The sequence below is a fragment of the Streptomyces sp. NPDC050085 genome (assembly GCF_044460595.1).
Taxonomy (GTDB): domain Bacteria; phylum Actinomycetota; class Actinomycetes; order Streptomycetales; family Streptomycetaceae; genus Streptomyces.
Genome location: NZ_JBITJZ010000001.1, coordinates 1,477,911 through 1,491,575, shown reverse-complemented (window position 1 = coordinate 1,491,575; position 13,665 = coordinate 1,477,911). Strand labels below are relative to the sequence as shown.

The window sequence follows — 13,665 nt, the reverse complement described above, 5'->3', positions numbered from 1 at the left end:
CTCAGGACACCGGGCGCGCCCGCTCCACGATCTCGGCGAGCGCCAGCGTGTGCGGCAGCGTCCCGAACGCGCCGCCGTGGTCGCCACCGAGCCGCGACGCACAGAACGCGTCCGCGACCTCGGGCGGCGCGTACCGCACGAGCAGCGAACCCTGCAGCACCAGCGTGATCCGCTCCGCGAGACGGCGGGCCCGCGCCTCGATGCCGTCCAGATCGCCGAGTTCGGTCAGCAGGTCCTTGACGGCCGCGTCCAGGCGGTGGTCGGCGCCCCGGGTCCGGCCGATCTCCACCAGGAACGCGTTCAGGGCCCCCGGCTCCCGCTGCAGCGCCCGCAGCACGTCGAGGGCCTGAACGTTGCCCGCGCCCTCCCAGATCGAGTTCAGGGGAGCCTCGCGCAGCAGGCGCGGCATCCCCGACTCCTCCACGTACCCGTTGCCGCCGAGGCATTCGAGGGCCTCGGCGACCAGGGGCGTACAGCGTTTGGTCACCCAGTACTTGGCGGCCGGGACGGCGAGCCGCAGGAACGGCTCCTCACCGGCGTCGTACGCGGCCGCGAGCCGCAGCGCGAGCGTCGTCGCCGCCTCCGACTCCAGGGCCAGGTCGGCCAGGACGTTGCGCATCAGCGCCTGGTCGACCAGCGGTGCGCCGAACGCCTCGCGGTACGTGCAGTGGTGGACCGCCTGCGCGACCGCCTGGCGCATCAGGGCCGCCGAACCGAGCACGCAGTCGAGCCGGGTCGCCGCGACCATGTCGATGATGGTGCGCACGCCGCGCCCCTCGTCGCCGACGCGGTGCGCCCGGGTCCCGGCGAACTCGACCTCGGCCGACGCGTTCGACCGGTTGCCGAGCTTGTCCTTGAGCCGCTGGATCGCGAACGGATTGCGCGCCCCGTCCTCGAGGACCCGCGGCACGAGGAAGCACGTCAGCCCGTCCGGGGCCTGCGCGAGCACCAGGAACCCGTCCGACATGGGCGCGCTGCAGAACCACTTGTGTCCCGTGAGCGCGTACGCCCCGTCCCCGTCCCCGGTCGGCTCCGCACGCGTCGTGTTCGCCCGTACGTCGCTGCCGCCCTGCTTCTCCGTCATCCCCATGCCGAGCAGCGCCCCGGCCTTGAGGCCCGCGGGCCGCAGCCCGAACTCGTAGACGGTGGAGGCCAGTCGGGGCTCCCACACCGCGGCGAGCTCCGGCTGAGCGCGCAGGGCGGGGACCGCCGCGTGGGTCATCGACAGCGGGCACAGATGGCCCGCCTCGACCTGCGACCACACCAGGAACGCGGCGGCGCGCCGCAGGTGCCCGCCGGGCCGCGTCCACGCCGACGTCAGGCCCGCGGAGACGCCCTTGCCCAGCAGCCGGTGCCAGGCCGGATGGAACTCGACCTCGTCGATCCGGTGGCCGTAGCGGTCGTGGGTGCGCAGGGCCGGCGGGTGCTCGTTCGCGAGCCGCCCCCACTCCTGGGCCTGCGCGGACCCGGCGGCCTGCCCGAGCACGCTCAGCTCACCCCGCGCCTCGTCCAGGAGGGCGGGGTCCAGATGCCGCTCCAGGCCCTCGACGAGGACCCGGTCGGTGGCGAAGACGTCGTGACCCGCGAGGGGTGGGGCCTGATTGGTCACGGTGTGCGTACTGCTTGTGTTGCTCGTATTGCCTGTGTTGCTTGTGTTGCTCGTACTGCCTGACATGCCGCGAACCTACCGGCGCGGTGCCGGACCCGGCGAGCGCCCCGCCCCGCATCAACTGGCCAGCCGCGTCAGCGCGGTCACCTCCCCGTGGCCCGTCCGGGTCTCGGCCTCCGGCAGCCAGCCGGGCCGGTAGACCGTGTCGAGGTAGCGCTCGCCGAGGTCCGGGGCGATCGCCACCGACGTCAGACCCCTGCGGCCGTGCCGCTCCAGCCACTGCCCGGCGCCGCTGACGACGGTGCCGGTCGAGCCGCCGAAGAGGAAGCCCCGGCTCGCCAGGTCCCGGCAGGCGCGGACGGTTTCGGCCTCCTCGACGTGCACGACGTCATCGACGTACGAGGTGTCGAGCATCGGCGGCGGCACGCTCGTGCCGAGTCCGGGGATCAGCCTGCGGCCCGGCGCCCCGCCGAAGCTCACCGAGCCGACGCTGTCGACGGCGACGATGCGCACCCGGCGCCGCCACTGCCAGAACCAGCGGGCGCAGCCCATCAGCGTGCCGGTCGTGCCGGCCCCGACGAACAGCACGTCAAGGCGCGGGAAGTGCTCGGCGATGGCCGGGGCCGTGGTGCGGTAGTGCGCCTTCCAGTTGTTGTCGTTGTGGTACTGGTCCAGCCAGAGATAGCGGTCGTCGGACGTGCACAGCGACCGTACGTAGGACCGGCGTGCGGCGAGCAGCCCGCCGTGGACGGCCGGTTCCTCGATGACGTGCACCCGGGTGCCGAGCGCCTCCATGAGGCGGATCGTCGACCGGTTGCAGCGGTTGTCGGTCACGCACAGGAAGCGCAGACCCCGGCTGGCCGCGATGACGCTGAGCGCCACCCCCAGGTTCCCCGACGACGACTCGACGAGCACCGAGCCGGGCCGCAGCCGGCCCTCGCGCTCGGCGGCGTCCACCATCGCGGTGGCGGCCTTCAGTTTGATCGACCCGGCGAAGTTGAATCCCTCGCACTTCAGGTACAGCGGCAGCCCCAGTGAGCCGCGCAGGTCGACGTAGAGCTGTTCCTCGTTGAACCTCACTGGATCGGAAATGACAGGCATGGTTCCCCCTCTTGTGTCCCCCGTGTCCCCCATGTGCACCACGAGCGTGCCGTCAGCCGTACCGGCTCAGCTCGTGGAAGAACCCGTCCACGACGTGCAGCGCGCCCCTCCGCGCCACCTCGTCGTGCACGTATCGTCCGACCGCCAGGTCGAGCACCCCGAGCCCGAACGGCGAGAACACCACGGTCCGGTCCGCGGGCGCGGCGACCCGCCCGGTCAGGACGTCCTCGAGCGTGCCGTCGATGAACTCCCGTGAACCGGTGGCCTGTTCGGCCAGGTGCGGCGAGGTGTTCGCCTTCAGGCAGTGCTCGACGTCGTCGACGAAGTTGGCGGTTTCGGCATCCAGCAGGATCGACGGCGCGAGGTCGCGCAGCGACAGGTGCAGCACCAGCGGGTGGTGGCCGAACCAGGACGCGTCGTGCACGTGCGGCTCGCCGGCGACCGTGGCGAACACCACCAACTCGCTTGCCCTGATGAGCGATTCGGCACTGTCGTGGACCGCGATCCGCCCCTTGGTGCCGGACCGCTCCAGATAGCCGCGGAACCCCTGCGCGCTGTCCGGCGACAGGTCGTGCACCCCGGTCTCCTCGAACTCCCAGCCGGTGGCGGCGAGATGGGCGTGCACGTAGCGCGCGATCAGGCCGGTGCCGACGAAGCCGACGCGGGCGGGGCGGACCCGGCCCCGGCTGAGCCGGTCGGCCGCGAGCGCCGCCGACGACGCGGTGCGGGTGGCGCTGATCACCGAGCTCTCCAGGCAGGCGTACGGGTATCCGGTGTCGGGGTCGTTGAGGATCAGGACCGCCGACGCCCGGGGCAGCCCCGAGGCCGTGTTCTCCGGGAAGCTGGAGATCCACTTCAGCCCGTCGACCCGCAGCGGTCCGCCGAGCGAGGCCGGCAGCCCGATGATCCGGGCCGACGGGCGGTCGGGGAAGCGCAGGAAGAACGACGGCGGGTTCACGGTGCCGCCCGCGCCGTGCAGCCGGTACACGGCCTCGATCAGTTCGAGGATCTCCAACTCGCGTCCATCCAGGACCTGTTGGACCTGGTGGCCGGAGATCACGGAGAAGGCCGGTGCGGTGGTGCGGGTCATCGGGCACCCACCTCGACCGTGGGCGCGCACGCGGCGAGCCCGACCGGGTCGGCGAGCGCGGCGAGCACTTCGCGCGGTCCGTCGAAGGGCTCCCGGCTGTGCGCGGTGCGCACGTTGTCGATGAGCAGCAGGTCGCCGACCTGCCACGGCGTGCGGACGGTGTGGGCGTCGTACGCCTCGTTGATCGCGCGGACGACGTCCTCGCCGATCGGCTCGCCGTTGCCGTAGCGGGTGGTGAAGGGCAGCCCGTCGGGCCCGTACACGTCGACGAGGTACTCGCGCACCTCGGGCTCCATCGTCCACTCGCTGAGGAACGCGATCTGGTTGAACCACAGCCGGCGCCCGGTGACCGGGTGGTGGACGACGGCGGCGCGGTGCTGGCGGGTGTGGAGCGAGCCGTCGGGCCGCCACTCGGCGTCGATGGCGTGGGCGCGGCAGTACCGGTCGACGGCGGCGCGGTCGTCGGTGCCGAACGCCTCGGCGGCCGACGCCCCGATCTCGTCGTGGTACGTCCGCGCCAGCACCCAGCCCTCCTGCTCGAACCGCTTGGTCACGGCGGCGGGCAGCGCGTCGAGGACGGCCCCCGAGTCCGCGAGCCCGGTGGCGCCGCCGGACGCGGGCGCCTCCAGGCAGGCGAACATCATCAGGCCGGGGAACTCCAGGGCGTAGCTCATCTCGTGGTGCATGCACATCTGCTGGTTCGGCGGCCACTTGGACGACGAGTACACGCCGTCGGCGTAGCGGCGCCGGGGCGCGAACGGCTCCCGGTCGGGCATCAATGTGTCGGCCAGCTGCCGGAACACGGCGGCCATCGCGGCAGGTTCGGCGAGGCCGAGACCGCGGACGAGCAGGCTGCCCTGCGCGGCGACGGCGCCCCGCAGGGCGCCGCGGTGCGCGGCCGCCCACGCCTCCGGGTCACCGCCGTCGGCGGCCGGTAACAGCGGCGGACTGCCGGGATCGAGCACCAGATCGTCGGGAAGCGGGGACGGGGACGGGGACGGGAACGGCATGGAGCCGGTCATGAGCGGGAGTCCTTTCCATGGCGCTGAGCGGTCGTCCGGTCGAGCAGTCCCGCGAGTTCCGCGAGGACCGGATGCTGGATGACGTCCTTGAGGGCGACGGCCCGGTCGAGGGCGATGACGAGCTTCACGGCCGACAGCGAGCTGCCGCCGAGGTCGAAGAAGTGGTCGTGGCGGCCGATGCGGGCGGCGGGGATGCCGAGCACGTCGGCCCAGAGAGCGGCCAGGCGCTCCTCGAGCTCCGTAAGGGGAGCGGCAGTTGAGGGGGCGAGCTGTTCGGCGAGTGCGGTGAGCGCACGGCGGTCCGTCTTGCCGTTGGCCGTCAGCGGCAGCCGCTCGCGCCAGTGCACGACGGACGGCACCATGTAGGCAGGGAGTGAGACGCCCAGACGAGTCCGGACGGTTTCCGCGGACACAGGTTCAAGTCCCGTGCAGAACGCGGCCAGTTGAGTGCCCCGCACCACGACGACCGCGCCGTCACGGACGCCGTCGACCCGCAGCAGCGCGTTCTCGATCTCGCCGAGTTCGACGCGGAAGCCGCGGATCTTCACCTGTCCGTCCCGGCGGCCCAGGAACTCCAGTTTGCCGTCGGGCAGCCAGCGGCCGTGGTCCCCGCTGCGGTAGAGCCGCTCGCCCGGCCGGTACGGGTCCGCGCCGAACGCGGCCTTCGTGCGCTCCGGATCGTTGACGTAGCCGCGTCCGACGCACACCCCGGAGAAGACGATCTCTCCGGGCGCGCCGAGCGGTACGGGCACCAGGTCCTCGTCGACGACGTAGATCCGTACGTTGGCGACGGCGCGGCCCAGGGGGACCCGGTCCTCGTCCGGCACCCGGTCCATGACCTCGTGGTTGGTGTCGTCCGACGTCTCCGTCAGGCCGTACGCGTTGACGAGCCGGACCCCGGGCCGCGCGGCGAACCAGCGTCGCACGAGCTCCTTCTTCACCGCCTCGCCGGTCACCGACACGCAGCGCAGATCGGGCAGTCGGCGCGGGCGCGCGGCCAACTCCGCGAGCACCGCCTCCAGGTACGAGGGCACGACCTGGAGCACCGTGACCCGCCCGTCCGCGATCGTCTCCACGAACCGCGGCACGTCCAGGATCGCCCCCTGCGCCACCAGGTGCGTGCGCCCGCCCACGAGCAGCGCGGCGAGCAACTGCCACAGGGAGATGTCGAAGCACTGCGGCGCGGTCTGCGCGACCACGTCCCCGGCCCCGATGCCGAGGTCGTCGAGCTTGGCGTACACGTGGTTGAGGAATCCGGCGTGCTCGCACATCGCGCCCTTGGGCTCGCCGGTGGAGCCCGACGTGAAGTAGATGTACGCGAGTCGGCCGGGGTCGACCCGCACGCCGAGGTTCCCGTCCGCGTGGCCCTGCGCGCACGCATCCGGTACCGAGAAGGTGCCGCCCTCCTCGGCGACGACCCGCTCGCAGCCCGCCCGTGCGAGCGTCGCCGCGATCCGTGCGGCCGGGAAGTGCGGCTCGATCGGCAGGTAGCAGCCGCCCGCCTTGAGAACGCCGAGGACGGCCGCGGGCCAGTCCAGGCAGCGCTCCATCCGCACCGCGACCACGTCCTCGGGCCGCAGGTCGCGCGCCAGGAGCTCCCGGCCGACCTGATTGGCACGGGAGTTGAGCTCCCCGTACGTCAGCCGCCCGCCCTCCGCGACGACGGCCACCGCGTCGGGGTGCGCGGCCGCCCGCTCCTCGAAGAGCTCGTGGACACGACGGTCGGGCAGCTTCCGGTGCGGCCCCGCCAACTCCTCGAGCTGGAAGCGGAGTTCCTCCTCGGAGAGCAGGCTGCGGCGCTGCGGTGAGACGAGCGCGGTCAGGTGGTATCCGGCGATGCGGGCGGCGGCCTCGGCGTCGTGCACGTCGGTGCGGTACCGAAGGCGCAGGGTCCGGCCGTCGGCGCGTACGTGCAGGGCGGTGTCGTCGCGTACGGCGGACAGGGCGGCGAGCACCCGGTCGTGGGCGGCGGCCAGCGCGCCCTCGGTCACCAACAGGCCCTCGGGGAGCGGCAGTTCACACATCGCGTATTCGGCGGTGTTGTTCGGGATCGTCGTCATCGTCCTACCTCCCCACCGCCGGGTTGCCGCCCCAGCCGGCCCCCGGAGGAACTTGCTCGCCCTTCATCAGGAAGGAGTCGGGGGCGAGCACCGCGGCGGCGCCCAGCGTGACGCCGTAGTGCACCAGCGCGCCGGTGCCGAGCGTGCAGCCCGCGCCGATCGCGATCCGGTCGGACTTGAAGGTGCCGTCCTCCTGCGAGTGGGCCTGCACCTTGGTGTGCGCGGCCAGGGTGGCGTCGTCGCCGATCGTCACCAGCGTCCGCTCGGTGATGGAGCAGCCGTCGTCGAGGACCCGCTGCCCGACGCGGACGCCGAGCAGGCGCCACACCACGTTCTTGAACGGCGTCCCGTTGAACACCACCAGGTGGTTGTCCGGCACCTTCCACAGCCGCTCGTGCCAGCGGAAGTACGGGTCGTAGATCGAGCACAGCTGCGGCCGCAGCGGCCGGAACCGGCAGATCAGCCGCTCCACGAGGACGTAGTAGCCGGTGCTGAACGCGAGCCCGACCACCAGCGACGCCCCGACGAGGAGCCCGCCGGCCCGGTCGTACTGGTCGACCGCGGCGAACGCGATGACCGTGAGCGCGAACCAGTGCAGCCAGCGCACGAACAGGAACAGGCCCATCGAGCGCAGGTTGTAGCGGTTCTTCGCGGCGAGCCGGCGGCGCAGTTCGTCGCCCTCGCGCAGGTGGTCGAAGCGGGTGTCGCGCTCGACGGTGCGCGGGATCTCGAAGGCGGGCGAGCCGAGCAGCCCCACGCCCTCGCGGACAGGACCGTCCAGCGGGACCATCACCTTCGTGGCGAGCAGACAGTTCGCGCCGGTGCGGCCGCCGGCCGGGTAGGCGATGTGGTTGCCGAGGAAGTTGTGCGGCCCGATCTCGGTGCGGCGCACGCGGAACGAGGTCGCGGAGAACTCGGCGTTCAGGATCGACAGGCCGTCGGCGACCATCGTGCCGCTGCCGACCTTCGCCAGGTACGGCGTCTCGTGCTGCACCTCCGTGCCGAAGTTCGATCCCGTCTGCTCCACCTGCGACAGGTCGTACCCGATGGAACGCAGGTAGGGGACGATGTACGAGCTGTCGCCGCACAGCCACTTGAAGAACTTGATGTTGGTCAGCCGGGCGATGGCCCGCTGCACCGAGTAGTGCGGCCCGTACAGCGGATACGTGCGGTCGGGGCGCAGCAGCGGCTTCAGCAGGCGTGGCACGAGGGCCACCGAGGCGAGCCCGATGACGACGAACGCCACGAACACCGCGATCGACAGGCCGAGCGCCTCGGCGTAGAACGCGGGCGACGCCAGGTCGTGCGAGTCGGGCGCGAACAGCGTGTCGAGCACGGGCAGCCGGGACACCAGCAGATCGCTGCCGCCGACCGCGAGCGGCACGAGGACGAGCAGCAGTTGCAGGACGCCGCCGATGCCGAACGCGGCCCGGCGCGCGGTCGAGCACCGCGCCTCGGGCACGCGGACGTAGTCGACGTCCGTCGGCTGCGCGGGGGAGCCGTGCCAGTGCGCCCCCGCGGGGACGGCCGCGCCGTCGTACAGGGCGGACGCATGGCCGAGTTGGGCGCCGTCCCCCATCGACGTGCCGATGTCGAGCAGCGTCTTCTCGCCGACGAACACGTCCCGGCCGAGTGTGACGGGGCCGGTGCGGATGCGTCCGGCGTGCGCCCGGTAGCCGAGGAAGTGGCACTCCTTGCGGATCACCGTGCCCGCGCCGATCGTCAGCAGGTCGGTCGCGACCGGCAGCGAGCGGGACAGGATCGTCACCCCGGGGCCGATGCGGGCGCCGAGCAGCCGCAGATACAGCACGTACACCGGGCTGCCGACGAACAGGGCCAGTGGGTTCGCGTGCAGCAGCGCCTTCACCAGCCAGAAGCGGACGTAGGCGAGGCTCCACACCGGGAACTCGGTCTCCCGCCAGCGGCCGACCAGCAGCCACTTCGCGGCGATCGGCAGGGCGCTCGCGCCGAGCACGACCGCGCCGCCGAACAGCGCCGAGCGCAGATACGCGTCGACGAGCCCGGAGCCCTCGGTGACCCAGGCGTAGCCGTGGGCGGTGACCACCCCGGCGAGCGCGCAGTACACGGCGAAGGCCAGGAACTGCAGCGCCCCGCACAGGAGATAGCGGGGCGTGCTGCCGGGCGGCGGGGGAGCCTCGGTACGGGCCGGTGGCGGCGCCGGTGCCTCGTCGAGGGCGGCGGCCAGACGGCGGATGGTCGGATGGCCGTAGACGTCCTTCATGGACACGGCCGGCAGGTCGTCGCGCTTGCGTACCCGGGCGCAGAAGTGCGCCATCACCAATGAGTTGGCGCACAAATCATCGAAGAAATGACTGTCGGGAGGTACGTGGTCCACGCGGACGACACCGGCCAGGACTTCGGCAAGAACACGTTCGGTGCCGTTCGGCACATGAGCTCCTCGTGCTGTGACGCATGTTTCGCGCTAATTCTCGAATGGCAGCTGGAAAGGCATGAGGAGCAATGCGGTTGAGCAAGGCCGTGCTTGCTGACCTTGGATGTCCCCCCGGACGTCCCCCCGTGCAGTGCGCGCCGATCATTTTCCTCCGGGCGCATTGAATACGATCGGGAATCCTTCCGTTGATTCATGAACGAATCAAGAGGGGTTGATGTCTTTGGCGATTTCCGACGGCTGATTCATGGCGTGGTCATGCCGGTTCTACGAGTGTCGTGGACGCCCCGCCGGGGAACTCACCGAAAGGGCCGCGTAATTGCCGGAAGACTCTCCGTTTCGCAGCGCCACGTTATTCGGCCAACACGCTCATGACAGGCCCGCCGGCGCCGGACCCGCAGGCAGGGCCACCAGGGGATGGGTGCCGCACCGTGTGACGGATACCTTTAGGGCGTGCAGCCAGCAAGTGAATCGCCTCCACCGTCGTCCGGCCGTCTCCACCGGGCCCGCGTTCTCTACCAGAACGTCTCCAAGCGCAGGACCGCCTGGCTGCTGCTCAAGGACACCGTCAACTCGTGCATGGAGTACCGCATCCTGGGCCTGGCGGCCGAGGCGGCGTTCTTCACCCTGCTGTCCGTGCCGCCGCTGCTGCTCGCCCTGGTCGGCCTGCTCGCGTACGTCGACACGTGGACCGGGGCCGACACGATCGCGGGCGTGCGCGACAACATCCTCGAGGCCTCCCGCACCGTCCTCACCGACCAGGGAGTCAAGGAGATCGTGGAGCCGATCCTGGACGACGTCATCAAGGGCGGCCGCCCCGACGTCATCTCCATCGGCTTCCTGATCTCGCTGTGGTCCGGCTCGCGGGCGGTGTCGACGTTCGTGGACACCGTGACCGTCATGTACGGCCTCGACGGCGTGCGCGGCATCGTGAAGACGCGGCTGCTCGCCTTCCTGCTCTTCCTCGTCGGGCTCGTCGTCGGCTCGGTGGCGCTGCCGCTGATGATCGCGGGCCCGGACGCGGTGATCGCCCTCGTGCCGTGGTCGACGACGGTCGTGCAGGTCCTGTACTGGCCGGTCGTCCTCGTCCTGTCCGTCGCCTTCCTGACGACGCTCTACCACGTGTCCGTCCCGGTGCGCTCGCCCTGGATCGAGGACGTGCCCGGGTCCCTGGTCGCCCTCGCGATGTGGATCCCCGGCAGCTTCCTGCTGCGCCTGTACCTGACCAACACCATCGAGGGCCCCACGATCTACGGCTCCCTCGCGGCCCCCGTCGCGGTGCTGCTGTGGATCGGCGTCTCCGCGTTCGCCGTGCTCGTCGGCGCCGCCGTGAACGCCGCGATCGACCGCGTCTGGCCCTCGGTCGCCACGTCCGCGGCCCGCGCGGCGAACGACCGGGTCCGCACGGCCGCCGCCGCGCAGCTCGTGGCGAGGGCGGCGGCGCAGACCCGCGAGCCCAACGACCCCGATGACCCCGACGACCCCGACATGCCCTCGGAGTTCCCCGAACGCTGGTCGAAGTTCCTGCCCCCGGAGGACGTGACGTCCCGCCTGCGCACCCACGCGCGGCGCGGCGAGGTGCCGCCCGGGGACGGGGAGGAGTAGCCGGACCGGGGCGAGGGGGCTGTCCGGCTGTCCCCCCCCCGCCCCGGCCGGAGCGTCACTTCCACGTGCCCGCAGCCGCCGCCTCCACCGCGTACGCCCCGAAAGAGCGCGGCCCGCGTCCCAGCACCCGTGCCACGTCACCCGTCAGCGACGCGTTGCGCCCGTCGAGCAGCACGGTGAACAGCTCCACCAGGAATTCCACCTCCTCATCGGGCACCCCGAACCCGCGCAGCGCCGCCCCGTAGTCGCCCACCGGTACCGCCACGTAACGCTTCGCCGTGCCCGCGGCGTCGGCCACCGCGGTCAGCGCCTCGCCCCACGTGAGCAGGTCGGGACCGGTCAGGTCCAGGGCCTGGCGCGCGTACCGCCCGGAGGCGTCGCGCAACACCGCCACCGCGACCTCCGCGATGTCCCGTACGTCGATGAACGGCTCGCGCAGCCCGTCCGGCGCCGCGAACGCCAGCTCCGGGCCGCGCACCTGGTCGAGCAGGACGCCCTCGCTGAAGTTCTGCTGGAACCATGCGCAGCGCAGGATCGTCCACTCCGCGCCCGACGCCGTCAGCGCCTCCTCGGCGGGGCGTGCCTGGTCCTCGCCGCGCGCCGAAAGCAGCACGAGCCGGCGCACGCCGAGCCCGACCGCCCGCCGCGCGAGCGCGCCCACCGCACCCGCCGCGTCCGGCGCCCCGATGTCCGAGGGGAACGCGAGGTACGCCCCGTCGGCGCCGCGCAGCGCCTCGTCCCACGTCGCCGGGTCCGCCCAGTCGAAGCGCACCGCGCCCGACCGCGAGGCGGCCCGCACGGTGAGCCCCGCGGCGCGCGCCGCCTCGGCGACCCGCCGTCCCGTCCGACCGGTCGCCCCGGTCACCAGCACGGTCGTCGTCTGCTGCTGTGTGTTCGCCGTGTTCGCCGTGTTCGCCGTGTTCTGCGTGCTCTGCGTGCTCTGCGTGTTCTGCGTGTTCTCGTTTTCTGTCATGCCTCTACTCAACTGCCGCCCGGCGAACGGAAACATCGCTGAGCCGCTCACTGCCATAAGCGTCCGTCTACGCTGCACACATGGACGTACTCGCAGGTCTTTTGGAGGGACCACGCGCGCGTGGCGCCTTTATGATCCGGGCCTCGTTCGAACTGCCGTGGGCCGTGCGGATCGCCGACGAGGCCCCGCTCACCGTCATGATCATGGTCAAGGGCGACGCGTGGCTGCTGCCCGACGGGGACGGCCCGGCGCAGCGCATCCGCCCCGGCGACGTGGCGATCGCCCGCGGCCCCGACGCGTACGTCTGCTGCGACGACCCCTCCACCGCGCCCCGTGCCGAGATCGGCCCCGGCCAGGTGTGCCGCCCGCTGGGCGCCGCGCACGTGGGCCGCTACCGGGAGTTCGGGGTGCGCGAGTGGGGCGAGACCCCGGACGGTCCCGCGCAGATGCTGATCGGCACCTACCAGATGCGCGGCGAACTCACCGCCCGGCTCCTCGACGCGCTGCCCGCGCTGCTCGTGCTGCCCACCGAGGTGTGGGACTGCCCGCTGACCCCGCTCGTCGCCGAGGAGGTCGTGAAGGACGAGCCGGGGCAGGACGTCGTCCTCGACCGCCTCCTCGACCTGCTGCTCATCGCGTCGCTGCGGGCCTGGTTCTCGCGGCCCGAGGCGGACGCGCCCGCCTGGTACCGGGCGATGGGCGACCCGGTCGTCGGCCAGGCGCTGCGCCTGATCCAGGACGACCCGGCCCATGCGTGGAGCGTCACCGAGATCGCGGACAAGGCCGGGGTCTCCCGGGCCGCGCTCGCCCGCCGCTTCACCGACCTCGTGGGCGAGCCCCCGATGACGTACCTGACGAACTGGCGCCTCGCGCTCGCCGCGGACCTGCTGCGCGACAGCGAGCTCACGGTCGCGGCCATAGCGCGGCAGATCGGCTACGGCAGTGCGTTCGCCCTGTCCAGCGCGTTCAAGCGGGTGTACGGGGTGAGCCCGCAGGAGCACCGGGGACGGGCGGCGTGAGCGACACGTACCAGGAGTGGGCGAGCCGGGTGCCGGGGGCGGTGCTCTGGACCAGCTCGCCCGACCCCGGGGGCCCCGGGCGGCCCGTTCTGCCCGACGGCTGCATGGACCTGATCTGGAGCGAGGGCCGGTTGTTCGTCGCCGGGCCCGACACCCTCGCCCACCACACCGGCGTCGACCGGGGGCGACGCTTCGCGGGCATCCGCTTCGCACCCGGCACCGCGCCCGCCTACCTCGGCGTCCCGGCCCACGAACTGCGCGACCGGCGGGTCGAGTTGACGGACCTGTGGCGCGGCGTCGACGCGCGTCGCCTCACCGAGCGCATCGACGCGGCCGTCGACCCGGCGGCCGAACTGGAGGCGGCCGCCGTCCGTATCGCGGGCGCCGCTCCACCCCCCGACCCCCTGCTCGCCCACGTCGTGGCGGCCCTGGACGCGGGCCGCAGCGTACGCGAGACGGCCGAGGCGGCTGGGCTCAACGCCCGTGCGCTGCACCGGCGTTCCCTGGCCGCGTTCGGCTACGGACCCAAGACGCTGGCCCGCGTCCTGCGCCTCCAGCGGGCCCTCGCCCTGGCCCGCGCGGGCGTCCCGTTCGCCGAGACGGCGGCCCGCGCCGGATTCACCGACCAGGCCCATCTCGCCCGTGACGTACGGGACTTGACGGGGCTGACCCTGACCCGTCTGGTCTGAGCGCGCGCGAGTGGACCTGTGGGTTTGTGTGCGGGGTGTTGCGAACTCATGGCGACAGCCCGGAACATCTGGCGTCGAAGCGCTTCA

10 protein-coding genes are annotated in these 13,665 nt (G+C 72.3%); 3 read left to right on the top strand and 7 right to left on the bottom strand.

The genetic code is table 11. The annotated features are described in order from the left end of the window. Position 1 precedes the first annotated feature (1 nt). Genes ACIBUY_RS06465 through ACIBUY_RS06440 form a run of 6 tightly spaced genes read right to left on the bottom strand, consistent with a single transcriptional unit; the run spans position 2 to position 9,292 of the window. Positions 2-1,675 carry an acyl-CoA dehydrogenase family protein gene (locus ACIBUY_RS06465; protein WP_399151961.1) on the bottom strand — a complete coding sequence of 558 codons (1,674 nt, stop codon included), beginning with the start codon at positions 1,673-1,675 and terminating at the stop codon, positions 2-4. Between the two features lie 51 nt (positions 1,676-1,726). Then, positions 1,727-2,710, bottom strand: coding sequence for a 2,3-diaminopropionate biosynthesis protein SbnA (gene sbnA / locus ACIBUY_RS06460; RefSeq protein ID WP_399151960.1), 984 nt, complete (start codon positions 2,708-2,710; stop codon positions 1,727-1,729). A gap of 52 nt (positions 2,711-2,762) precedes the next feature. Continuing rightward, positions 2,763-3,800, bottom strand: a complete 1,038-nt coding sequence (gene sbnB, locus ACIBUY_RS06455) for a 2,3-diaminopropionate biosynthesis protein SbnB (RefSeq protein WP_399151959.1) — start codon at positions 3,798-3,800, stop codon at positions 2,763-2,765. Then, the gene (locus ACIBUY_RS06450; protein WP_399151958.1) at positions 3,797-4,822 is read right to left on the bottom strand and encodes a TauD/TfdA family dioxygenase; all 1,026 of its coding nucleotides are present in this window, start codon (positions 4,820-4,822) and stop codon (positions 3,797-3,799) included. The genes sbnB and ACIBUY_RS06450 overlap by 4 nt, the downstream gene beginning before the upstream one ends. Next, entirely contained in the window at positions 4,819-6,882 is a 2,064-nt protein-coding gene (locus ACIBUY_RS06445) for an amino acid adenylation domain-containing protein (protein ID WP_399151957.1), read from the bottom strand. Before ACIBUY_RS06445 ends, ACIBUY_RS06450 begins: the two co-directional genes overlap by 4 nt. Positions 6,883-6,886: 4 nt before the next feature. Further along, positions 6,887-9,292 carry a Pls/PosA family non-ribosomal peptide synthetase gene (locus ACIBUY_RS06440; RefSeq protein ID WP_399151956.1) on the bottom strand — a complete coding sequence of 802 codons (2,406 nt, stop codon included), beginning with the start codon at positions 9,290-9,292 and terminating at the stop codon, positions 6,887-6,889. Positions 9,293-9,745: 453 nt separating this feature from the next. On the opposite strand from ACIBUY_RS06440, the gene ACIBUY_RS06435 reads away from it, so the two are divergent. Continuing rightward, a complete protein-coding gene (locus tag ACIBUY_RS06435) occupies positions 9,746-10,897 on the top strand; it encodes a YihY/virulence factor BrkB family protein (RefSeq protein WP_365566919.1) in 1,152 nt (383 codons plus the stop codon). A 55-nt stretch (positions 10,898-10,952) separates the two neighbouring features. On the opposite strand, the gene ACIBUY_RS06430 is transcribed toward ACIBUY_RS06435, so the two are convergent. Further along, entirely contained in the window at positions 10,953-11,870 is a 918-nt protein-coding gene (locus ACIBUY_RS06430; protein ID WP_399151955.1) for an NAD(P)H-binding protein, read from the bottom strand. Between the two features lie 80 nt (positions 11,871-11,950). Between ACIBUY_RS06430 and ACIBUY_RS06425 the strand changes: the two genes are divergently transcribed. Together ACIBUY_RS06425 and ACIBUY_RS06420 are read left to right on the top strand one after the other, a co-directional pair. Further along, positions 11,951-12,889, top strand: coding sequence for an AraC family transcriptional regulator (locus ACIBUY_RS06425; protein WP_365566917.1), 939 nt, complete (start codon positions 11,951-11,953; stop codon positions 12,887-12,889). Then, entirely contained in the window at positions 12,886-13,578 is a 693-nt protein-coding gene (locus tag ACIBUY_RS06420) for a helix-turn-helix domain-containing protein (protein WP_399151954.1), read from the top strand. The genes ACIBUY_RS06425 and ACIBUY_RS06420 overlap by 4 nt, the downstream gene beginning before the upstream one ends. Positions 13,579-13,665: the final 87 nt, after the last annotated feature.